This window comes from Bacillus cereus group sp. MYBK139-1 (assembly GCF_051916915.1).
Lineage (GTDB): Bacteria > Bacillota > Bacilli > Bacillales > Bacillaceae_G > Bacillus_A > Bacillus_A pacificus.
The window spans coordinates 64,647-84,840 of record NZ_JBQAHO010000002.1; the positions used below are offsets into that span (position 1 = coordinate 64,647).

Here is a 20,194-nt window from a genome sequence, read left to right on the forward strand (position 1 = left end):
TAAGTTATGTCAAAAAATATTTTAATTGTGGAAGATGAAGATATATTACGTGAAATATTAAAAGATTATTTTTTAAGTGAGCATTATATAGTGTTTGAAGCAAGAGACGGGAAAGACGCTTTAGTTGTATTTGAGGAAGAAGAGGTTGATTTAGTTATTTTAGATATTATGTTGCCGGAACTCGATGGGTGGTCCGTTTGCCGAAGAATCCGTAAAACATCCGAGGTTCCTATCATTATGTTGACGGCACGTGTAGATGAAGATGATACGTTACTTGGATTTGAACTTGGGGCGGACGACTATGTGACGAAGCCATATAGCCCACCAATTTTATTAGCAAGAGCAAAAAGGTTGTTAGAGAGTAGAAAAGTGACAAAGCAACTTTTAGAGAATGAAGATGATACATTATCGATTCATGGTATCCATGTCCATTTTCCGTCGCGTACTGTTACGATAGATAAAACAGATATTAATTTAACACATACAGAATTTGAAATATTAGCGTACTTTATGAAAAATCAAGGGATCGTTTTAACAAGAGAGCAACTCATTTCAAGAATTTGGGGATATGAATTTGCTGGTGATGACCGAACCGTTAATAGCCATATTCGTAATTTAAGAAATAAATTAGGAGAGAAAGCAAAGTACATTACAACTGTAGTACGAACAGGTTATAAATTTGAGGGGAATGTATGAGAAAAGGGATTGTACTAAAATTATTTATCCTCACAACAGCATTATGTATGTTAATTTTAGCGACGATATTTATTGGACAAACGATATTTTTTAAACAATATTATGCGAATAGAAAAGTGGAAGATATTAAATTGAATTTAAATTCCTTCGAAAAAAATTATTTGAACTATGCAGGAAGTGTAGAAGGAATTCAGAAGCTGGAGCAAGACTTTTTAAGAGAAAATAATACGTGGATTACGACATTAGATCAGAACGGGAATTTAAAACATGCAGATGATTTTTATTTTGAGGTAACGATAAATCGTTGGCAACAAAAGAGATTTGGACAACAAATATTCAAAATTCCCCTATACAATCTCGTCAATATAGAGGAGATTGATAATAAACCATCAAATCAGTTTTTAGGCCAAGAAATTTATTTTTCTGGAGTGAAAAAAGAAGATCGTTTTATTCCATTTTCTTTCTCTCTATCTAAGGAGAATTTAAATGGATTGAATAAACCGTTAGAAAAAGCATTTAAGGAGAAGATGAAAGCAGTTGGGGAACAAGTTGGTAAAGAAAAGAGGCCGGCTGTTCAGGAACCAGCTGCTCAAGAACTAGATGCTATCATAGGCGGACGTATTACGAAAGTACAATTCCCTGATGTAAAAGGACCCATAAATCCAATTTATAAAAATACTTTATTTTTGGATAGTATAAAAGAATTTCAAACAGATGTAGTACTAAAAGAGAGTAATCAAATCGAATATTCAACAAAGACAATGGACTATGAAAAAAATGATATAAAATATAAATTATTAATCAAGCCAACAAAAGAAAAAGATGGATCAGTAACTTATATATATGCGATGGCTTCTTTACAGCCTGTAGATGAAGCTGTACAAATGGTGCAAGATTACTACATTTACATCATTGCATTTGTAGTTGTTCTTATTTTTTTAGCGTCATTCTATTATTCAAAACAAATTGCAAAGCCGTTATTAAAAATAAATGATACAACGAAGAAAATAGCACATTTAGATTTCACAGAACAAATACCGATTACTTCAAAAGATGAAATTGGTGATTTATCGAAAAATATTAATGTATTATCAAATAAACTCCATTCCCATATTGGGCAGCTAGAACAAGATATTGAAAAGGAAAGAAAATTAGAGAATACGCGGAAAGAATTCATTTCTGGTGTTTCGCATGAACTAAAAACACCGCTCAGTATTATGAAAAGCTGTATTTCTATTTTAAAAGATGGAGTAGCTGAACATAAAAAAGAGTACTATTTTGGGGCGATGGAACGAGAAGTAGATAAAATGGATACATTAATTTTGGATATGCTGGAGTTAGCTAAATTTGAGTCAGGCACATATAAAATGAAAAAGGATCCATTTTATATCGATACAGTAATGGATGATATATGTGAACACCTTTCTGTAGAAATAGAGAAAAAAGAACTTCATGTTCATAAAAATATAGGTCCATTTGAAGTAGTCGCAAATCAAGGCCGGATTGAACAGGTCATCGTGAACTTCATTACGAATGCAATACGTTATACACCAAATAAAGAAGATATTATTATTTCTACAATAGATGAAAAAGATCGGATAAAAGTATGTATTGAAAATAAAGGTACTCACATTGAAGAAGAGCAATTAGATAAAATTTGGGATCGTTTTTATCGCGTGGATGCAGCTCGTCAGCGTTCACAAGGTGGGACGGGGCTTGGGCTTGCCATTTCAAAGAATATTTTAGAACTACATGATGCTGAATATGGGGCAGAAAATACAGAAGATGGTGTGTTATTTTACTTTTATTTACCGAAAAAAGCGTAGACAATATGATCTACGCTTTTTTAAATTATTTTCATATTATCTTTACCTAATCTTTATTTTTAAGCGATATAATCTGGTTAGAAAATGAGGTTATGTAAGGAGTCGATGAACCGTGCATAGCAATTGGCTAAGTATAATGGTATTTATTTTCTTTTGTGCATTTATTGTCTTTTTAATTGATATTACGATATGAAAAAAGAGCGCTTATTAAGCGCCCTTTTTTTGTGTATTCATTTGATAAGCACTGATGCTCTTGAATAAGCGTGGTGAAGTAAGGAATAAAAATATAAGTAAAACGGTACATAAAATATAGGAACCAATCATTGTACTACCATTTACGATTAATGAATATAGCACAGCTGATTGACCTTTCGGTGCATATTGTCCCCAGAAAATAATACCGGCAATAAAGTGACAGAAATAGCGAGCAAAGCTACCGATAAATGTAGCAAGGATAATATAAGCAAGGACTTTCTTACCTTCGTTTTGTTTTGATGAAGGTTTGTCTTTACGGCTACCTAAACTGGATTGTTCTAAGTTATTTTCATTAGACGTTAAAAGTGCTTTTTGAATTGGACGATAGAATAAGCCAGCAAATCCGATAAAAGCAAAGGCAATGAAGTACTCAATGAATGCTTGAACAGGTGTTAAAATGTAAGCATCTCCCACGACAATTTGTAATAGTCCCCAAACTAAACCACCTAAGAAAGCTGATTTAAAGCCCCAGCGGTATGCAATAATAAAAATAGGAATCATAGCAAATGAAATGGAACCGCCTGTTGGAAGTTTGATTGATAATGGTAAAATGTCGATGACCAGGGCGAAGGCTGCAAGAATAGCAGATTCGATCATCGCTTGTAAATTGGTGTTACGCATGTTGTCTCCCCCTAAATCCAAGTTGTACAAAAAAGAATAGATATCATAGGAGGATACGAAATACGTAAATAAAAAAGAGGTATGTATTTCGGACGTTTGCACAATCCCTGCGTTAGCATTAACTAACAGGTTCGAAGGGTCGGAACGAAGTGTTCCCTCTCAGCGGCATGGCTCCCCCAGTGATAACGAGATTCTTTATTTGCTATTGTTTATTGTAAGCGAAATGGATGAGAATGGCAAACGAATACAGTATGACAATAATTGAAATAGAATTGTAGCGAAATGTTAATAAATATGAAGCAAAAGGGTATAGTACAAGAGAAATTGGGTGTGGTATAATTTTTTTGAAAATAATTATCATTCTCTTCTGAGGGGGAAGGTTATGAGCTTAGTAGATATTAAAATTGGAGAGAAAGTGTTAGTAAAAAGTATTCAGTCTTTAGATCAGCTATTAAAGCGTAGACTAGCTGCTTTCGGTCTTGCTGAAGGAAGCGAACTTCGCCTGAAACAGAAAGCGATGTTTAAAGGTCCTTGTACATTGGAGTGTCGTGGACAGTTAATTAGTATTCGTCATTGTGACGCGAAAATGATAAAGGTGGAATTAGCGTGAATAAGGTAGCTTTGCTAGGGAATCCGAATACAGGAAAAACATCATTATTTAATGCACTTACTGGTTCTTATGAGTATGTAGGAAACTGGAGCGGTGTAACAGTAGAAAAGAAGGTTGGTAAATTAAAAGATAAGCAAGGAACATTAATTGATTTACCAGGTGTGTATGATTTAAATCCAGTTTCGCGTGATGAAGGTGTTGTAACAAACTTTCTATTAACAGAAGAATTTCAGCATATGTTAAATATTGTAGACTCTTCGCAGTTTGAACGAAATATGCATTTAACGTTGCAATTACTTGAATTTGGTAAGCCTGTTTCAATTGGTTTAAATATGATTGATGTGGCGAAGCAAAGAGGAATTGTCATTGATGTAAAACGATTATCAGAACTATTAGGTGTAACAGTCGTTCCTGTCGTTGCAAGAAGTGGAAAAGGCTGTGAAGAACTGCTTGCGACTCTTAAAGAAAATGACAAAAAAGAGAAAAAGCCATTCCATATTTCATATGGTGTACAAATGGATGAAGGAATTGGAGAATTAATTTCTCTTTTAGAGAAAGCGAATTACGAGCATCCGAGATGGTTAGCACTTCAATTTTTAAGTAATAACGAAGTAGTAGAAAAAGAAATGAAAGCATTACCAATTTATAAGGAACTCATAGCCATTCGATCTCGCTTAGAAGGAAAACTTGATTGTACGTTAGAAGAGCACATTTACAAAACTCGTGAAGCGTATATTGAAAAGTTAAAAACAAATGTTATGAAGCATGAGAAAGAAGGAAAAATTCCTTTTTCAGAAAAAATTGATAGATTAATTACACATAAAATTTTAGGACTTCCAATCTTTTTAGCAGTTATGTTTTTTATTTTTCAGGTTACGTTTACGTGGATTGGGACACCTTTATCCGATATGTTAGATGAGTTTTTTGGTGGACAGCTTACAGATTGGGTGACAGCTGGGCTTACAAGTGTTGGAGCTTCTGATTTTATTCAAGCACTCGTTACAGAAGGTATTATTGCTGGTGTTGGTGCTGTATTAGTATTCGTTCCACAAATCTTTGCACTATTCTTTTTCATTTCATTATTAGAAGACTCAGGATATATGGCGCGAATTGCAGTTGTTATGGATCGAATTATGGAGTTCTTCGGTTTAAACGGAAAAGCATTCATTCCGATGATTATCGGTTTTGGATGTAATGTTCCAGGTATTATGGCAGCGAGAACGATTGAACAAGAAAAAGAACGTTTACTTACAGTTCTTGTAACACCGTTTATGTCTTGTTCGGCACGTTTACCTGTATATGCATTATTTGCGGGAGTATTCTTCCCTCAAAGTCAGGCAACTGTTGTATTTTCTTTATATGTAGCAGGTATTGTTCTGGCATTACTTGTTACAAAAATTATGTCTCTTACCATTTTGAAAGCGGAAAAATCTATTTTCGTTATTGAACTACCTCCTTACCGCGTGCCACAAGCGAAAACGTTATGGCTAAGTACGTGGGAGAAAGGGAAGGGATTTGTTCGTAAAGCAGGTACATTTATCTTTGGTGGTTCTGTTGTCATTTGGCTATTAAATTATGCAGGTCCATCAGGATTTGGTGTTGATATGGGAGACAGTTTCTTAGCAATGATTGGTGGATTTATCGCACCACTATTTGCACCACTGGGCTTTGGAACGTGGCAAGCTGCAGCATCCCTTTTAACAGGATTTTTAGCGAAGGAAGTGGTCGTTTCTACAATGGCCATTATTTATGCGGTGAAAGAAGATGTGCTTGGAAATGTGATGGGAGCACATTATACAGCATTATCAGCTTATGCATTTATGTTCTTTATTTTATTATATGTTCCGTGTTTAGCGACAGTAGCCGTTATTAAACGTGAAACAGGATCAGCGAAGTGGACGATTTTCTCTGTCGTGTATCCACTCGTTGTTGCTTATGTATTAACGTTCATTATATACCAAGTTGGATCCTTACTCGGATTCTAGAAGGAGATGTATTGTGATGATGGTCAATATTATAATTGGAGCTATCATTTTTGGTTATGCAGCATACACGTTAGTTCATTTTGTAAAGAGAAGTAAAAAAGGAAAATGCGCGGCATGTTCTTTAAATAAGTCATGTCAGTCGAATACTTGTAGTCCGGATATGGAGCAAATTGCCCATAAATAGAAAAAAGCTTTGCGAATTTGAATTGAACCCAAAAAGTTAGACAAATATATTAAGCAGCTAAAAAGGATTGCCCTCTGTATTGCACAGAGGGCAATCCTTTTAGTTTTGTTTTAATTCTTTTGTGATTGTAGTAATGAATATAAGTTTCTAGTTCTTGCTTAAATTGTTTCATTTACCGCTTGTATTTTATCTTTTGAAGAAAATTTAGCCATAATGAAGTGCACCCCAATTGTTAATTATGTGTCTAACAATTGGGGTGCACTTCATTACAGGCAGTCTTTTTAATCTACTTCAATATCTCGGCCTTCTGTCATCACTTTATTTCTCCAAAGCAAAAGTAATCTCCTGAATTCTGAAGTTTCTAATTTACATTGATTATTTGGTGGGCTAATGTAATAATTAATCGCGCTTGTATATTTAGGTTCAATAAATACAGCAGCAGCATTGTATTCTAGTTCATAACTAGGGTACTTTCCCTCTACGACATGGTCTAAAACTTCTATGTATTCATCCGCTTCATCTTCATCTAGGTTTTCTATAAAGTCAGATACAATAGCAATTTCTTTTGGTAAACGAATTCTTAGTCCACCAAATGGGTCACGCCAAAATTCATGTGAATAATTCATTAATACAACCTCACTATCTTCTCGTATATTTTGGATAAGCAGTGGTAATTTCTCCATTTTCAATAATCATCTTAACCTTAAATCCAGAAGAAGTTTGTCCTACGTATTTATTTGGAGCGATTTGAACACGATTGGTATATGCTTCTTTAATAGAATCAACTACCTGGACTCTATTCCAATCCTTAGGGAAAAATGCACCTCCAATTGTTAATTATGTGTCTAACAATTGGGGTGCACTTCAGCTTTTTTTATTACTTTTTAATTTTTACAAGTTGAGAAGCTTCTACACCATTTTTTCCAGGGAATTCTTTACTTGGATCTTTATCGAATTTTAATACCCCAACAGATTTTTCATCACCTTTTACATTGCTGTAAGTTGCGTTATCAACAATTGCATACATATCTGTATATGCACGGCCACTACCGATAATTATGTTGCCTTCATATCTTAATTTTGCCCCATCAAGTGTAGCATTTTCTACTTTTTCTTTAGCAAATAATACACCTTGCTCTGCTGTTACAGCTGGTAATTTATCAAGTGGTTTCGTGTCGTCTTTTTCATCAACTTTGCTAAGTAACTCTTTTTTCACTAGTTCTTCACCAGTTTTCTTATCCATAACAAGAACTTTTTTACCATCTAATGTTGTCATTTTCATTTTATAGAAGTCTTTTTCTTTCACTTCTTTTTTATTTTTATCCGTAATTTGTTGAACTTGTTCTTCTGATCCGTACAGTACAAAGCCGTTTGCTTTCTCTCCTAATAAAGAACAACCTGATAATGCTCCGAATGAAATTGCTGCTGCTAATCCGATTCCTACTAATTTTTTCATGATGATTTCTCCTTTTATATGTTTTATAGTCAATACAATTTTTGTATTAGTTTTGAAATGATGAGAAGCTTGTTTGTCGCTTCTGGTATTAGTGTATAAGAAATAGGGAGACGTAACTATCGAGTTAGCTTACAGTAACATTACAATAATGTAATTTAGTGAAAGTACATAAAAATGAGTCAATTTTGAAGAGAATTAATGAGAATATATTAGGAATACAATGTTTTGTAGGTAATGTCATATTATATTGGCTGTATTTTGGAAATAACATGTAAGGACATATTAGTTTTGTTATAATAAACACATAGGCTGTAAAAATGAATATTCTTTACTGTGAAGGGAGATTCTTAAGTTTTCCAAGTAGTGAATTTGAAATATGAGGTATATCATAGGAGGAATTTAGATGTCTGTATTTAAACGATTAAGAGATTTAACAATGTCGAATGTATATTCATTAATTGAAAAAGCGGAAGATCCAGTTAAGATGACGGATCAATATTTACGCGATATGCAAGCGGATGTACAAGAAGCTGAGAAAAGTGTAGCAGCTCAAATTGCGCTTGAGAAAAAATTCAAAATATTATTTGAAGAGCAAGAAGCACTTGTGAAAAAACGTGAAGAGCAAGCTCATATGGCTGTTCAAGCTAACAACTTAGATCTTGCGCGCCGTGCATTAGAAGAAAAACAAAATGCAGAGCAAAAGATGAATGAGTATAAAGCAAGCTATGAGCAAAACAAAGTTGCTGCTGATAATCTTCGCCTGAAGCTAGAAGAAATGCGTAAGCAATTAACAGAGCTGAAAAATAAACGTGAAACACTTGTGGCACGTGTAAATGCGGCGAAAGCACAAAAGAATATTAATCAGGCGATGTCTGGGTTTGATTCAAACTCAGCAAAAGCTGGTTTAAGCCGTATGGAAGAGAAAGCTCTTCAATTAGAGGCTGAAGCAGAAGCAAGCGGTGAAGTGTACAAAAAAGAAAAATCATTAGATGACGAATTCGCAAGCTTAAACAAAAATTCTGCTGTTGACGATGAATTAGCTCGTATTATGAAGCAGTATGAGAAATAATATAGAATAGAGACAAATGAACCGACATGTCTAAACAAATTCATGTCGGTTTTCTATTATATTTAGAGGAGGTTTTGCAATGACATGGACAAATGTATTAGCCATGCTTGTATGGACTGGAGCGAGTGCAGTACTTTTATTTGCAATTATGTGGGTTGATTCGATTTTTACAAAATACAATGATTTAAAAGAAATAAAAAATGGGAATACAGCTGTAACAACTCGTTTCGTTATGAAATTATTCGCGCAAGGGTACATTTTATCTCAATCGATAACGAAAGCAAATGACTTATGGCAAGCGCTACTTGCATCAGCAGTTTCTTTCGTTATTTTATTAGTGGTAGAAATGTTTATCGAATTTGTGTTAAAGAAAATGGCTGGTTTAGATTTAGAAGAAGGTACGAAAGAAGGCAGTGTTGCTCATGCGATGTTGGCCGGATCATTACATATTGTTGGTGCACTTATTTTAGGTGCTTGTTTATAAAGAGAGAAGGAGGGGTAGCTCATGAGTTTATTTAAACGAATTAAAAATATAATGAAAAGCCCAGAACCGCCGAAACCAGAGAAAAGTTTGTTAACGTTAGCTCCTGGCGATATGGTTGAAGTTTCATTAGTCATGTATGAATTAATTGGGAAAACGAGTATGCATTCTCGTAAAGAAATTGTTTTAACACTGCAAGACGGAAAAGATATTCGTTATTTAAAAATTGAAGACCGTGAAAATACGTATTACAAATTATATACACCAATTGATGGTCGTTTAGATTCGATTGATGAAATTCCGACGACAATTGAAATGGATGATACAGAGTACCATATGGAAGAGCAATATAACGGACGTGTTGTTGTGATGGGGAAAACACCATTCTCAGCTTCAGAGGAACAGTATGTATGGGAGTTCCAATCGGATAATCGAAAATTATTACGTATTGAATGGCAAAATGGTCGCACAATGATGTATGAGGGAGAAGCAATTATTCCTGCTGATGTACAAATTATAAGAGCAACGTAAGGGGGCGTAATCATGTCAAACCGATTGTTTACCATGATTAAATCGTTCGTGATCCCTATACTTGCTATCGTTACATTACTTGTTGTTGCTGGATATGCCTTATCAGGTTGTCAGGGCGGGCAGACAAAGTCGATTCAAGACCGTTATCCGCTTGAATCTGTCGCAAAGGAAGGTAAACAAGAATCTTACGTGTATAGGGCCGCCAATCGGTCAGTTCCTGAAGTCGCAAAGGAACTCATGAATGAAAGAGAACCGAAGCAAGCATCTAAAGAAGACGAAAATCAAATGTTCCTCGTTTATTCTGATAAGATTTATAATCTGCAAAAGGATAAAGAGAAGCCATCTGATACGTTAATTGAAATAAGTAATAAAGAGTTTGTCCGTCAAAATTACCAACCGTCCTTCCTGCAAGGATATATTATGGGTAGTATATTAAATGATATATTCGGTTCGCGAAAATCATCGTACGGTGATTATCGCGGATATAATGACCGACAAAATCATAAACCAGTTATTCCAGAGAGACCGCCTACGAAAGAAGAAAAGAAAACCCCGCCTCCAATTACGAAGGAAGGGAAAGGATCTATCATTAAGCGTGGCGATAATGTAGATTCAAAATCTTCTGTAGGAGATACAGGAAGTATTACGAAAAAAGGAAGCAGCACGCCTCCGCCTTCTACTGGAAGCAAAGGGAAAATAACGAAAACACCAGGTGGTTCGAGCGGATCAGATGTGAAGCCGAAATCATCTATTAAAACGCCGCCAAGGAATACATCTCCTCCGAAAACGAGGGTCGGTGGTTCAGGAAAGATTACGAAGAGAAGATAGTAGAGAGACCGAAAAGTGGAATTTGCTTTTCGGTCTTTTTTTGTGGGAATTAATTCCTTATAGCTGGTACAATGAATTTATAAGGAGGAGATTATTATGACTATGTATAAAAGATTTAGTGTAATTATATTCCTCGTCTTATTCTTAAGTTTATTCATTAGCACAACGATGAAATTTCAATTTGTAGTAGGTATTCTATGGATACTATGTACATGTACTCTTTTTCTGTATGTTCCGCTTCGTTTCCAACAAGAAGTGCCCTTTCAAAAATACGTGGCATGGATTAAAAGTGGAGGAAGATGGGGGGAGTAAAAATATATCAGCGATTATTGGAATATATCGACTTACCGACAAAAACTGACAACAATAACAGAAGAGGGTGTGCCAGCATATTGGCACACCCTCTTTATTCATAATGATTAATGAATATCACGTTTCTTAAAGTTACCGCCTTTTACTTCTGCTACGTCATAAACTGTAATAAAGGCGTGTGGATCGATTTCATTAATAAGTTCTTTCATTTTACTTTCTTCTAAACGGTTAATTACACAAGAGATTTCTTTGAATTTCTCTCTAGAATAACCACCGTATACTTCGTTATATGTTGCACTTCGGCCTAAACGATCGCGAATGGTTTCTACCATCAATTCAGGCTCTTTTGTAATGATTTTAAATGCTTTCGAACCACTTAAACCAACTTCAACGATATGAATCACTTTTGAAGCAATAAAGTAAGCAATTGCTGAAAGGATAGCTCCTTGAAGACCGAATACTGTTGATACGAAAATAAATACGAACATGTTTAAGAATAAAATAAGGTCACTCGTTCCAAATGGTAACTTACGAGAAAGCAATACAGCTAGCATATCGATTCCATCTAATGCCCCGCCGTTACGTAATGCTAGTCCCATACCGAAACCGATGATAATACCACCAACAACTGTAACTAATAATGTATCGCCTTCAATAATAGCTGGTATACCATGCATGACAACGGTACCTATTGCTAATGAAGCAATCCCGATAATGGAATAAATCGCAAAGCTTTTACCAATTTGCTTATATCCTAACCAAACGAAAGGAATGTTAATAATTGCGATTAGAGCTCCTAATGGCAATCCAAATAATCTCGAACTAACGATACTTAAACCAGTCACACCACCGTCTGATACGTTATTTGGAATTAATACTGCTTCTAATCCGTACGCTGTGATAAATGCCCCAATAATAATCATCAAAGCTTTTGAAGCAATTTTTAGCTTATTGGGCTTGTTTTTGATAATTTTCTCCATGTAATTTCCTCGTTTCAAACTAGTTTCTTGTTTGTTACATCATTCACACCTAAATTTTATTTTAACATTTAATTTGAAAAAATTCTCCTTTAATGGATGCATGCAGGGAATATTATGACCATATTAACTTTAAAATATTTTTGAAATGAGTATAAGAAATCCCATCCTTTCAAAGGATGGGATGCTATTAAGAAATGATAAAACTAAGCACGGATAGGAATAAAGCGAAGCCTAAAATAGTTCCACATATTTTCATATGGCGCTTACGTCCCATCACAACAATTGCAACATACTCACGAATCATTGCATTAGGCCAGTAATAAAATGCAGTTTTTGATCCGATTCCTTGGCTATTAAGACCTGCTTGTCTTGCATATATACCAGCGCGGAATAGGTGGAAGTTATTCGTTGTAAAGATACTATTATACTTACCTTCAGGCTTTAAAGAATCCATAATTTCTTTAGAGAACAACATATTTTGATATGTGTTTACAGAGCGATTTTCTTGCACTGTATGTTCAAGCGGAATTCCTTTTTCAACAGCGTACTTTTGCATCGCTTCTGCCTCTGGAAGGCCTTCATCTGGACCTTGTCCACCAGAGAAAATAATTGTTGGTGGCGTATTTACAGCGGCTTGTTTCCAGTAAAAGTCGATTGCTTTATGAATACGACTGGCAAGTAAAGGTGGTACTTTATCATTAATTAATCCGCTACCAAGAACGATAATGAAATCTTGATTACGTCTTGGTCTGTTGAATTGGTATAAAAAATACGCGCTTAAGAAGTTAGATAAGTGTATAAAGAAATATACAGTTATAAGAGAAATTCCGCTAAAAATAGGTTGCAAATGTGGTGAGAACAAACTTGCTGGACTTATAAAAGGAAGTAATATCAATAATAAAATTCCTAAAGCAGCAATAAGTGTTAAACAGTTAGTAAAACGTCTGCCTTCTCGTTTCATTAAAATTCTTGCATTCAGAAATAGCCCAAACATTAAGGCAATAATACCGAAAGGAATCATAACGATACATGCTAAAATAGGTAAGACTATTATGTAGCCTAGGATAGTGTTACTTGAGTTCCAAGAGACAAGTATACAAAACAGAAGGAAAAAACAGATAAAGGCATTAAATAAAAACCCATTTATTATTTTTCGCGGATCCTTTAAGTAAGAGATAAGAAAAATAATAAACAATATAAGAGGAATGATTCCAAAATACATAAATATAGTACACCTCAATTTGTATAAGAATTTGACATACCTTTTATATTACATGATTTTATAATTGGAAATGAAAGAAAAAGGATTTTGAATTTTCTCAATAAAATATATGGATACATATGTTACAATGTATGTAAATCGATATATTAAAAGTAAAATGGTTGAAGAGGCACTCTATGGAGTGTCTTTTCTTTTTGGTATGTAATTATGCATATTATATTTATTTTCAAGTGAAGAGGATTAAAATATAAGTGGTAGACATACTTTATAAAGCAGAATTTAATACAAACATTTCCCTCTACTTTTTGTATCTAACAATCGTATAACAATAAATAATTCTGTTTTATAGTGTCTGTTTATGGAAGGTGTCTTCTTTGAAGGCCCTTTTTTTATTTAGTATAGAATGTTTTTACTGTTTGCATAGTGGAAACTATCTATACTAAACATTAGCAATCTTCCGTATAAACATTATCAATTTACTATATATTCCAGTGGTGTTAACCTACATATGAAAGGCTTTCTTTTTCAAAATATTACCCCTAATAAATTTTTGAAGAAGTCAACTGTCTCCAAAATTGCCATTCATGCTTAGCAAAAAAGAATCCTGCAGGATTCTTTTTTGTGTTCGACAGAATATGACAAAATACATTTGAATAATTTGTTATATTGTTAAATGGTTATTATGGAAAGAGAAGGAGACTTAAGTATGAGATTTAAGAAATTAATTTTAACAGGTGCACTTGTTGCAACTACAGCATTTACTTCAATTGGAACAGCGGAGGCAAGCGCAGGTTTTAAAGATGTTCCAAACGATCATTGGTCTTATAAAGCAATTATGGATTTAGCAAATAAAAACGTTGTTGCTGGATACGGAAATGGACTTTTTGGATTTGGTGATGATGTAACGCGTGAGCAAGTTGCAGCTCTTATGTTCCGTCACTTAAAACCGACAGTAAAAGAGCAGTATAACAATCCATATAAAGATGTTACGGATCGTTCAACTATGTTTAAAAAAGAGATTCTTGCTTTAACAGAGATGGGCGTATTCGTTGGAGATAACACAGGGAGATTCAGACCGAAAGATTCGTTAACTCGTGAAGAAATGGCACAAATTTTGACAAGAGGATTCCAATTGCAAATTAGAGGGGATCATAATTTCCCGGATGTAGATAGAAATGGATGGGCGAATCCTGCGATTACTGCAATTAAATCAAATTATATTACGGCTGGCACTGGTGATGGTACATTCGCACCTAAAATGCATGTAAGTCGTGAGCAATACGTTCAGTTCTTATATAATGCAACGTTACCATTTGAAGAAAGACCAGGAGCAAAACAACCGCAACCACAACCGAAACCGGAAGTGAAACCGGAAGTAAAACCAGATCCGAAACGTTTTGCTAATTGCAAAGAAGCAAACGATGCGGGATATTATGACATTACAAGAGATAGTCCATATTATGGTAAGCACTTAGACCGTGATGGCGATGGAATTGCTTGTGAGAAAAAGAAAAAAGGTAAATAAGAAAAAGCACTCAGACTGAGTGCTTTTTCTTATGGAAACATGCTATTTTTTTAGGCGCTTTTCATAAAATGAAAGTAAGGAAATGAAAGTAGGTGACAAAATGCCGTCAGTTGTGGAAGGGGTTATTATTGAAAACTGCAATGGAACGATTAATTTAGGAGATAAATATAACGTGCAGCCGATTGAAAAAACGAAAGCGTATAATGGATCGGGATCATCAAATACAGGAATGAAAGTACAAACATTTAGTGGTATTAGTACAGCAGATGTAGGGGATAGCGACGTGAATGATCAAGGAATACAGTTTACTTTATAGAGAAATATGTAAAATTGCATAAAATGATGACCTTGCCCTGTGCTACAATCTAGCTGTGAGCTGTTAATGATTCTTCTGTATTATAGTTGTTAGATTAGAAATATAACATCTTATCGAAAATCATACGTATAAAAAAGACACTTCAAACGAAGTGTCTTTTTTCATTTTAGTGATACCCTTTAGCAGAGTCTTTATGAATTTTATTTTTAAAGATACTGTAGCTCCAAAGTTGATAGCCAATAACAATTGGTACCATAACCATCGCAACGAAGAACATAATTTTTAAGTTTAATTGACTACCAGCTGCGTTGTATAACGTTGTACTATAAGCATCATTAATACGAGATGGTAACATTCTTGGGAACATACCCGCAAAGCCAGTTGTCATAAACATTGCGATTGTTAAGCAAACGAATGTGAATGCAAGACCAATTTTGTGTTTGTACACCATAATAAGTGCGAGTACACTCATTAACATTGCAAGTACTGGAAGAATGAATAGTACCGGATATTCTGTGAAGTTTTGGAATAAATTTGTACGATTTGCAGTTGCTACATAGAAAATAGCTAAAATGATAGCAGCTGCCATTGAAAATGGTCTAGCGATTTTATAAGCACGGTCAGATACTTCACCAGTCGTTTTAATCATAACCCAAAGTGCACCAGATACGACGAATATAGCAGTGAAGAACAGACCTCCTAAAATACCGTAATGATTTAGTAAGCTAAGTAAATTTCCTTCATAGCCATTTTTTCCGATTTGTAGTCCGTAATAAAGATTAGCAAATGTAACCCCGAATAGGAAAGCAATTAAGAAACTACCAATTGCAAATGCCCATTTACAAGTTTTTTGCCAAATTGGTGAATCATCTTTATGCATGAATTCAAGTCCAGCAGCACGAGCAAATAGTGCAAGTAATACTAAGAATAACGGTGTATATAAATAACTAAACATATTTGCATATGTGACTGGGAAGGCAGCAAATGTTGCGCCACCAGCTGTAATTAACCATACTTCATTACCGCCCCAGAACGGGCCAATTGCTTCTTGTAATTGATTTCGTTCTTGTCGGTCTTTCGTAACGAAAGGAAAAATCATTCCGTTACCAAGTGCATATCCATCAAGAATAAAGTAAACTGTCCAAATCACACCCCATAAACCAAACCAGATAATCGCAAGCATATCATGAGACATGAGCTACACCTCCCTCAGTAGCAGGTTCCTCTAATGCTGCTGGTCCTTTTTTTGCGAACTTCAGCATTAAGTATACGTCTGCGATTAAAAGTAAAGTGTAGAACAAGATTAAACTAATTAATGAAAACCAAATTTGCGGGACAGATATAGGTGATACAGATTCTGCGGTACGCATTAGTTTATATACTGTCCATGGTTGACGACCTACTTCGGCAACAATCCAACCAGCATTAATTGCGATATAGGGTAGTAAAACAGACCATATTGTAATTTTTAAGTAACGTTTTGAGTTTTCTAGTTTTCCTTTTCGGTTTAAGTAGAAACCGTACCAAGTTAATGCCATAAAGAACATACCAAGTGCAACCATTAAGCGGAAGCTATAGTACACGAGGTTAACATTTGGACGATCTTCTTTTGGAATATCTTTTAAACCAACAATTTCGCCATCAAATGAATTTGTATAGAAGAAGCTTCCTAACTTTGGAATCGTTAAGAATTCAAAGTTCTTCTCGTTTTTTACATCAGGAATTTGTACAATTGAGAAGCCTTGTCCTTTTCCAGTTTCCCAAACAGCTTCCATTGCAGCACCTTTAGCAGGTTGATATTTAGCTGCTGATACACCAGATTGATGTCCCATAAACGGTGTAATTGTTGCGGCGAATAAGCCTAACATTAAGCCAAACTTAAATGATTTTTTGAAGAATTCAACTTCATTTTTACGTAATAAGTGATAGGCACTAATGGCCATAACGAAGAAAGCACCAACAATATAACAACCAACTACAGTATGAAAGAACATATTCCAAGCATATGGATTCGTAACGAGTGCCCAGAAATCATTTAATTCAGCGCGGCCGTTACGTACGACGTAGCCAACAGGTTTTTGCATAAAGCCGTTTGCTGTAATAATCCAAAGGGCGGAAATATTTGTTCCAAGTGCAACCATCCACATACAGAAGGCACGGAACTTTGGTGAAATTTTGTCTTTACCGAATAACCATATTCCCATGAAAGTAGATTCTAAGAAGAAGGCAACGAGTGCTTCGATTGCGAGAGGGGATCCGAAAATATCTCCCATATATTTGGAGTACTCAGACCAGTTTGTTCCAAATTGGAATTCCATCGTAATCCCGGTTATAATCCCCATTACGAAGTTAATTGTAAATAATTTACCCCAGAAATTTGCCATTTTGCGGTATGTTGGATTCAATGTGCGGGCGTATTGAGTCTCCATACACGCTACTAAAATAACAAGTCCGATTGTCAAAGGTACAAATAAAAAATGATAAAAAACAGTAATTGCAAATTGAAAACGACTCAGTAACAGAACGTCGGACATAATAAATATTCACTCCTTTTTTACATTATCTACAATTAGTTTATAGTGAAAATACGTTTTAAATAGGGAGGACTTGTTACAAAGCTGTGTGTATATTTTGAAAGAATTATGTCGATTATCTGAAAATATCTTATTTTTACTATAAAGCGATATCCTTTTTGTGTTTTTCATATTTTGGTACACTATTTATGTAGTGTAAACGAGAGAAAAGAGGGTTCCTTACTATGAAGTCATTAGAAGAGATTTTGCAATACAATGAGAAATTTGTTGAAGAGAAAAAGTATGAAGAGTTTGTGGCGGGGAAATTTCCAAACAAAAAGATGGTAATTATTTCTTGTATGGATACAAGACTTGTTGAACTATTGCCGAAAGCGATGAATATGCGTAACGGCGATGTGAAAATTATTAAAGTAGCAGGCGCTGTTATTTCACATCCATTTGGAAGTATTATGCGTAGTATTTTAGTCGCTGTATATGAGCTTGGTGCTGATGAAGTATGTGTAGTTGGTCACCATGATTGTGGTATGGCAAAAATTCAAGCAAGCAGTACGATTGAGAAAATGAAAGAACGCGGTATAACAGAAGAGAAATTAGATATGCTTCGTTATTCTGGAATCGATTTAGAACAATTTTTGCGCGGTTTCTCTAGTGTAGAAGAAAGTGTAGAACATAGCGTATCAGTACTTCGCAACCACCCATTACTTCCGGAAGAAGTACCTGTTCACGGTCTTGTTATCGATCCTGATACAGGAAAATTAGATTTAGTTGTGAATGGTTACGAAAATTAAGAATGTACTTTGTCATCCTTTTTATCTGGGACAGGATCAAATCCTCCTGGATGGAAAGGGTGACATTTTAATATACGCTTACAAGTAAGCCAAAAGCCTTTGAGTGCACCATGCTTTTGAAACGCCTCTAATCCGTAATGAGAACAAGTTGGATAGAAACGGCAAGTTGGTGGTGTCATCGGAGAAATGAACTTTTGATAAAAGCGTATAATCCCAATAAAAATCTGTTTCATAACGATCTCCTTTTCAGCATATTCTTAAAGTATTATAGCACGACTGTACATAATACTTTACTAATGTGCATTTCCGTTATATCATATTGGATATAACGGAATTAAATTAAAAGCGGGAGAGATGTTGTATGCCATCAGTAGAAAGCTTTGAATTAGATCATACGATTGTAAAGGCACCTTATGTAAGACATTGCGGAGTTCACAATGTAGGTAGTGACGGTATTGTAAATAAATTTGATATTCGTTTTTGCCAACCGAATAAACAAGCGATGAAACCAGATGTTATTCATACGTTAGAACATTTATTAGCATTTAATTTACGTAAATATATTGATCGTTATCCGCATTTCGATATTATCGATATTTCACCAATGGGCTGCCAAACAGGATACTACCTTGTAGTAAGCGGAACACCGACAGTTCGAGAAATCATCGATTTATTAGAACTAACATTAAAAGATGCAGTTCAAATTACAGAAATTCCAGCTGCAAATGAAACGCAATGTGGTCAAGCGAAGCTTCACGATTTAGAAGGAGCAAAACGCTTAATGAACTTCTGGTTAAGCCAAGATAAAGATGAACTTGAGAAAGTATTTGGATAAAGAAAAACTGCCTGTAAAAGGGCAGTTTTTTTGTGTCATGATAATAAATAAAATTATATCGACGATTTTTTTAATATATCGAACACAACTTGAAATATATCAACGATTTTTTTAATATATCGACTTACCGACAAAAACTGATAAAAAAATCATCCCTATTTTATTACTTGCCTGTAAATGCGAAATTGCTCAAGATTTCATTCTATACGTAGCGAAGGTAGTTTGATATGAGAACGAAGAGCGTAAGAATAGACACGAAAAAAAAAGGAATGCTCATGGATTTTCGTCCGGATATAAATTCGTTAATTCCGACAAGAATAAAGAAACAACTGAGAATAAATTGTACGTATGGGAGAAGTGAGAAATGATCGGTAATCTGGATATAAGTGCAAAGAGAGAGTATGAGAAGCGTGAGAAGCCCTAAAACAATCCGTAACCAATTAGCATGTAATGTCCCCTTAAATAGATTATTTACCGAAATATTTCTGAGAAGCTAAGAAATAAAGCACCAGATCCAGCGAGAAAAGCAAATACACCACTAGATTTTCTATCTTGTTTTATTTCTCCTAGTCCTATAGTGAAAGCCATCAATCCTAAGAAAATGAACATGTAAGGCATTATTTCTCTATTACCAGTAAAATATCCATAGAGTACTATACATAATGCAATGAGTGCAAAAGTAATCCGTAATCCTTTTAACATGTACATTCCCCCTACTATTTTATATGGCTAATGATGAGAACGATCCAGGTGAAAACTCCAGCACCAATACAAATAAATCCTGTTCCGGAATCCTTTTTCTTTATTTGTTCAATAGCAATGAGAAACATTAAAGCTCCTAATAGAAATTGTGAAAGGGGGAGAAAGGTATTTTGCCCCGTATAGAGTCCGATTGCTGACATAATAATTACAGTGAGCGCGATTCCAATGCGAAGTATACGAAACATATTATGAATTCTCCTTATTATTTTTTGTATAAGGATTATCTTCTAGTTTATCGACGGAATGTTTATAAGCGTAGCCTTTATTAATCGTCATGACGGAGAGTACTAATATGACTAGGACGATTATAATACCGATAATTAATATTTTAAACATGGAATCCCTCCTTTTCTTTATTTTACATAATTTTGTAATTGA

Annotated in this window: 26 protein-coding genes, 1 pseudogene and 1 riboswitch; of the genes and pseudogenes, 14 read left to right on the top strand and 13 right to left on the bottom strand. The window is 34.7% G+C overall.

Going from position 1 to position 20,194, the window contains the following annotated elements:
• The first annotated feature begins 6 nt into the window (after window positions 1–6).
• Complete coding sequence (locus ACTFRS_RS11355; protein ID WP_440025391.1) at window positions 7–696, top strand: response regulator transcription factor; 690 nt, start codon at window positions 7–9, stop codon at window positions 694–696.
• A complete protein-coding gene (locus tag ACTFRS_RS11360) occupies window positions 693–2,522 on the top strand; it encodes a sensor histidine kinase (protein WP_440025389.1) in 1,830 nt (609 codons plus the stop codon). Before ACTFRS_RS11355 ends, ACTFRS_RS11360 begins: the two co-directional genes overlap by 4 nt.
• Window positions 2,523–2,729: 207 nt before the next feature.
• Here the strand turns inward: ACTFRS_RS11360 and thiT are convergent, their stop codons facing one another.
• Window positions 2,730–3,398 (bottom strand): energy-coupled thiamine transporter ThiT, encoded by a 669-nt coding sequence (gene thiT / locus ACTFRS_RS11365; protein ID WP_139869568.1) that lies wholly within the window; start codon window positions 3,396–3,398, stop codon window positions 2,730–2,732.
• 86 nt (window positions 3,399–3,484) lie between these two features.
• Window positions 3,485–3,586: riboswitch (TPP riboswitch) on the bottom strand.
• A gap of 194 nt (window positions 3,587–3,780) precedes the next feature.
• Between thiT and ACTFRS_RS11370 the strand changes: the two genes are divergently transcribed.
• Genes ACTFRS_RS11370 through ACTFRS_RS11380 form a run of 3 tightly spaced genes read left to right on the top strand, consistent with a single transcriptional unit; the run spans window position 3,781 to window position 6,177 of the window.
• Window positions 3,781–4,008 (top strand): FeoA family protein, encoded by a 228-nt coding sequence (locus ACTFRS_RS11370; protein WP_000060512.1) that lies wholly within the window; start codon window positions 3,781–3,783, stop codon window positions 4,006–4,008.
• Window positions 4,005–5,993 carry a ferrous iron transport protein B gene (feoB, locus tag ACTFRS_RS11375; RefSeq protein WP_440025387.1) on the top strand — a complete coding sequence of 663 codons (1,989 nt, stop codon included), beginning with the start codon at window positions 4,005–4,007 and terminating at the stop codon, window positions 5,991–5,993. The genes ACTFRS_RS11370 and feoB overlap by 4 nt, the downstream gene beginning before the upstream one ends.
• A 16-nt stretch (window positions 5,994–6,009) precedes the next feature.
• Window positions 6,010–6,177, top strand: a complete 168-nt coding sequence (locus ACTFRS_RS11380; RefSeq protein WP_000989581.1) for a FeoB-associated Cys-rich membrane protein — start codon at window positions 6,010–6,012, stop codon at window positions 6,175–6,177.
• A 49-nt stretch (window positions 6,178–6,226) separates the two neighbouring features.
• On the opposite strand, the pseudogene ACTFRS_RS11385 reads toward ACTFRS_RS11380, so the two are convergent.
• From ACTFRS_RS11385 to ACTFRS_RS11400, 4 genes and pseudogenes are all read right to left on the bottom strand, one after another.
• A pseudogene (locus ACTFRS_RS11385) lies at window positions 6,227–6,349 on the bottom strand (IS3 family transposase); the annotation flags it as partial.
• Window positions 6,350–6,458: 109 nt separating this feature from the next.
• Window positions 6,459–6,803: a hypothetical protein gene (locus tag ACTFRS_RS11390; protein ID WP_001109640.1), complete on the bottom strand. Its 345-nt coding sequence runs from the start codon at window positions 6,801–6,803 to the stop codon at window positions 6,459–6,461.
• Between the two features lie 13 nt (window positions 6,804–6,816).
• Window positions 6,817–7,008 (bottom strand): EndoU domain-containing protein, encoded by a 192-nt coding sequence (locus tag ACTFRS_RS11395; protein ID WP_440048714.1) that lies wholly within the window; start codon window positions 7,006–7,008, stop codon window positions 6,817–6,819.
• A 46-nt stretch (window positions 7,009–7,054) separates the two neighbouring features.
• On the bottom strand, window positions 7,055–7,633 hold the full coding sequence (locus tag ACTFRS_RS11400; protein WP_440025385.1) for a lipoprotein BA_5634 family protein: 579 nt from the start codon (window positions 7,631–7,633) through the stop codon (window positions 7,055–7,057).
• A gap of 403 nt (window positions 7,634–8,036) precedes the next feature.
• Between ACTFRS_RS11400 and ACTFRS_RS11405 the strand changes: the two genes are divergently transcribed.
• The 5 genes from ACTFRS_RS11405 to ACTFRS_RS11425 all read left to right on the top strand — a co-directional run bounded on the left by ACTFRS_RS11405 (window position 8,037) and on the right by ACTFRS_RS11425 (window position 10,854).
• The gene (locus ACTFRS_RS11405; protein ID WP_000110282.1) at window positions 8,037–8,702 is read left to right on the top strand and encodes a PspA/IM30 family protein; all 666 of its coding nucleotides are present in this window, start codon (window positions 8,037–8,039) and stop codon (window positions 8,700–8,702) included.
• 79 nt (window positions 8,703–8,781) lie between these two features.
• Window positions 8,782–9,186, top strand: a complete 405-nt coding sequence (locus tag ACTFRS_RS11410; RefSeq protein ID WP_000220322.1) for a DUF350 domain-containing protein — start codon at window positions 8,782–8,784, stop codon at window positions 9,184–9,186.
• A gap of 21 nt (window positions 9,187–9,207) precedes the next feature.
• Window positions 9,208–9,714, top strand: coding sequence for a DUF4178 domain-containing protein (locus ACTFRS_RS11415; RefSeq protein ID WP_000051759.1), 507 nt, complete (start codon window positions 9,208–9,210; stop codon window positions 9,712–9,714).
• Window positions 9,715–9,726: 12 nt separating this feature from the next.
• Window positions 9,727–10,542 carry a DUF4247 domain-containing protein gene (locus ACTFRS_RS11420; RefSeq protein ID WP_000071211.1) on the top strand — a complete coding sequence of 272 codons (816 nt, stop codon included), beginning with the start codon at window positions 9,727–9,729 and terminating at the stop codon, window positions 10,540–10,542.
• Between the two features lie 96 nt (window positions 10,543–10,638).
• Window positions 10,639–10,854 carry a hypothetical protein gene (locus ACTFRS_RS11425; RefSeq protein ID WP_440025383.1) on the top strand — a complete coding sequence of 72 codons (216 nt, stop codon included), beginning with the start codon at window positions 10,639–10,641 and terminating at the stop codon, window positions 10,852–10,854.
• 107 nt (window positions 10,855–10,961) lie between these two features.
• Here the strand turns inward: ACTFRS_RS11425 and ACTFRS_RS11430 are convergent, their stop codons facing one another.
• Window positions 10,962–11,834 (bottom strand): YitT family protein, encoded by an 873-nt coding sequence (locus ACTFRS_RS11430; RefSeq protein ID WP_000411239.1) that lies wholly within the window; start codon window positions 11,832–11,834, stop codon window positions 10,962–10,964.
• Between the two features lie 187 nt (window positions 11,835–12,021).
• Window positions 12,022–13,056, bottom strand: a complete 1,035-nt coding sequence (locus ACTFRS_RS11435; RefSeq protein ID WP_139869571.1) for a YdcF family protein — start codon at window positions 13,054–13,056, stop codon at window positions 12,022–12,024.
• Between the two features lie 706 nt (window positions 13,057–13,762).
• On the opposite strand from ACTFRS_RS11435, the gene ACTFRS_RS11440 reads away from it, so the two are divergent.
• Window positions 13,763–14,581, top strand: a complete 819-nt coding sequence (locus tag ACTFRS_RS11440) for an S-layer homology domain-containing protein (protein ID WP_440025381.1) — start codon at window positions 13,763–13,765, stop codon at window positions 14,579–14,581.
• An 82-nt stretch (window positions 14,582–14,663) separates the two neighbouring features.
• Window positions 14,664–14,897, top strand: a complete 234-nt coding sequence (locus tag ACTFRS_RS11445) for a spore germination protein (protein ID WP_011040784.1) — start codon at window positions 14,664–14,666, stop codon at window positions 14,895–14,897.
• Between the two features lie 166 nt (window positions 14,898–15,063).
• Here the strand turns inward: ACTFRS_RS11445 and cydB are convergent, their stop codons facing one another.
• Window positions 15,064–16,092, bottom strand: coding sequence for a cytochrome d ubiquinol oxidase subunit II (gene cydB / locus ACTFRS_RS11450; protein WP_000017662.1), 1,029 nt, complete (start codon window positions 16,090–16,092; stop codon window positions 15,064–15,066).
• A complete protein-coding gene (cydA, locus tag ACTFRS_RS11455; RefSeq protein ID WP_440025379.1) occupies window positions 16,082–17,431 on the bottom strand; it encodes a cytochrome ubiquinol oxidase subunit I in 1,350 nt (449 codons plus the stop codon). The genes cydB and cydA overlap by 11 nt, the downstream gene beginning before the upstream one ends.
• A 224-nt stretch (window positions 17,432–17,655) precedes the next feature.
• Between cydA and ACTFRS_RS11460 the strand changes: the two genes are divergently transcribed.
• Entirely contained in the window at window positions 17,656–18,219 is a 564-nt protein-coding gene (locus tag ACTFRS_RS11460; protein ID WP_000838160.1) for a beta-class carbonic anhydrase, read from the top strand.
• Here the strand turns inward: ACTFRS_RS11460 and yidD are convergent.
• A complete protein-coding gene (yidD, locus tag ACTFRS_RS11465) occupies window positions 18,216–18,452 on the bottom strand; it encodes a membrane protein insertion efficiency factor YidD (protein ID WP_000809333.1) in 237 nt (78 codons plus the stop codon). The two genes, ACTFRS_RS11460 and yidD, sit on opposite strands and share 4 nt — an antisense overlap.
• 128 nt (window positions 18,453–18,580) lie before the next feature.
• Between yidD and luxS the strand changes: the two genes are divergently transcribed.
• Window positions 18,581–19,054, top strand: coding sequence for an S-ribosylhomocysteine lyase LuxS (gene luxS / locus ACTFRS_RS11470; protein ID WP_001141369.1), 474 nt, complete (start codon window positions 18,581–18,583; stop codon window positions 19,052–19,054).
• A gap of 471 nt (window positions 19,055–19,525) precedes the next feature.
• Here luxS and ACTFRS_RS11475 read toward each other — a convergent pair whose 3' ends face one another.
• From ACTFRS_RS11475 to ytzI, 3 genes are read right to left on the bottom strand one after another with little or no spacing between them, the layout of a single operon-like run.
• Window positions 19,526–19,756, bottom strand: coding sequence for a YczI family protein (locus ACTFRS_RS11475; protein ID WP_440025377.1), 231 nt, complete (start codon window positions 19,754–19,756; stop codon window positions 19,526–19,528).
• Window positions 19,757–19,770: 14 nt separating this feature from the next.
• Entirely contained in the window at window positions 19,771–20,001 is a 231-nt protein-coding gene (locus ACTFRS_RS11480) for a DUF3953 domain-containing protein (protein ID WP_000488456.1), read from the bottom strand.
• A gap of 1 nt (window position 20,002) precedes the next feature.
• Window positions 20,003–20,152 carry a YtzI protein gene (gene ytzI / locus ACTFRS_RS11485; RefSeq protein ID WP_000472798.1) on the bottom strand — a complete coding sequence of 50 codons (150 nt, stop codon included), beginning with the start codon at window positions 20,150–20,152 and terminating at the stop codon, window positions 20,003–20,005.
• Window positions 20,153–20,194: the final 42 nt, after the last annotated feature.

Coding starts and splice junctions, on each gene's coding strand:
- ACTFRS_RS11475 (WP_440025377.1), bottom strand. CDS start 19,756: ATGTTAAAAGGATTACGGATTACTTTTGCACTCATTGCATTATGTATA.
- cydA (WP_440025379.1), bottom strand. CDS start 17,431: ATGTCCGACGTTCTGTTACTGAGTCGTTTTCAATTTGCAATTACTGTT.
- luxS (WP_001141369.1), top strand. CDS start 18,581: ATGCCATCAGTAGAAAGCTTTGAATTAGATCATACGATTGTAAAGGCA.
- ACTFRS_RS11410 (WP_000220322.1), top strand. CDS start 8,782: ATGACATGGACAAATGTATTAGCCATGCTTGTATGGACTGGAGCGAGT.
- thiT (WP_139869568.1), bottom strand. CDS start 3,398: ATGCGTAACACCAATTTACAAGCGATGATCGAATCTGCTATTCTTGCA.
- ACTFRS_RS11370 (WP_000060512.1), top strand. CDS start 3,781: ATGAGCTTAGTAGATATTAAAATTGGAGAGAAAGTGTTAGTAAAAAGT.
- ACTFRS_RS11480 (WP_000488456.1), bottom strand. CDS start 20,001: ATGTTTCGTATACTTCGCATTGGAATCGCGCTCACTGTAATTATTATG.
- ACTFRS_RS11360 (WP_440025389.1), top strand. CDS start 693: ATGAGAAAAGGGATTGTACTAAAATTATTTATCCTCACAACAGCATTA.
- ACTFRS_RS11430 (WP_000411239.1), bottom strand. CDS start 11,834: ATGGAGAAAATTATCAAAAACAAGCCCAATAAGCTAAAAATTGCTTCA.
- ACTFRS_RS11400 (WP_440025385.1), bottom strand. CDS start 7,633: ATGAAAAAATTAGTAGGAATCGGATTAGCAGCAGCAATTTCATTCGGA.
- yidD (WP_000809333.1), bottom strand. CDS start 18,452: ATGAAACAGATTTTTATTGGGATTATACGCTTTTATCAAAAGTTCATT.
- ACTFRS_RS11435 (WP_139869571.1), bottom strand. CDS start 13,056: ATGTATTTTGGAATCATTCCTCTTATATTGTTTATTATTTTTCTTATC.
- ACTFRS_RS11390 (WP_001109640.1), bottom strand. CDS start 6,803: ATGAATTATTCACATGAATTTTGGCGTGACCCATTTGGTGGACTAAGA.
- ACTFRS_RS11420 (WP_000071211.1), top strand. CDS start 9,727: ATGTCAAACCGATTGTTTACCATGATTAAATCGTTCGTGATCCCTATA.
- ACTFRS_RS11425 (WP_440025383.1), top strand. CDS start 10,639: ATGACTATGTATAAAAGATTTAGTGTAATTATATTCCTCGTCTTATTC.
- ACTFRS_RS11405 (WP_000110282.1), top strand. CDS start 8,037: ATGTCTGTATTTAAACGATTAAGAGATTTAACAATGTCGAATGTATAT.
- cydB (WP_000017662.1), bottom strand. CDS start 16,092: ATGTCTCATGATATGCTTGCGATTATCTGGTTTGGTTTATGGGGTGTG.
- ACTFRS_RS11355 (WP_440025391.1), top strand. CDS start 7: ATGTCAAAAAATATTTTAATTGTGGAAGATGAAGATATATTACGTGAA.
- ytzI (WP_000472798.1), bottom strand. CDS start 20,152: ATGTTTAAAATATTAATTATCGGTATTATAATCGTCCTAGTCATATTA.
- ACTFRS_RS11440 (WP_440025381.1), top strand. CDS start 13,763: ATGAGATTTAAGAAATTAATTTTAACAGGTGCACTTGTTGCAACTACA.
- ACTFRS_RS11445 (WP_011040784.1), top strand. CDS start 14,664: ATGAAAGTAGGTGACAAAATGCCGTCAGTTGTGGAAGGGGTTATTATT.
- ACTFRS_RS11415 (WP_000051759.1), top strand. CDS start 9,208: ATGAGTTTATTTAAACGAATTAAAAATATAATGAAAAGCCCAGAACCG.
- ACTFRS_RS11380 (WP_000989581.1), top strand. CDS start 6,010: ATGATGGTCAATATTATAATTGGAGCTATCATTTTTGGTTATGCAGCA.
- ACTFRS_RS11460 (WP_000838160.1), top strand. CDS start 17,656: ATGAAGTCATTAGAAGAGATTTTGCAATACAATGAGAAATTTGTTGAA.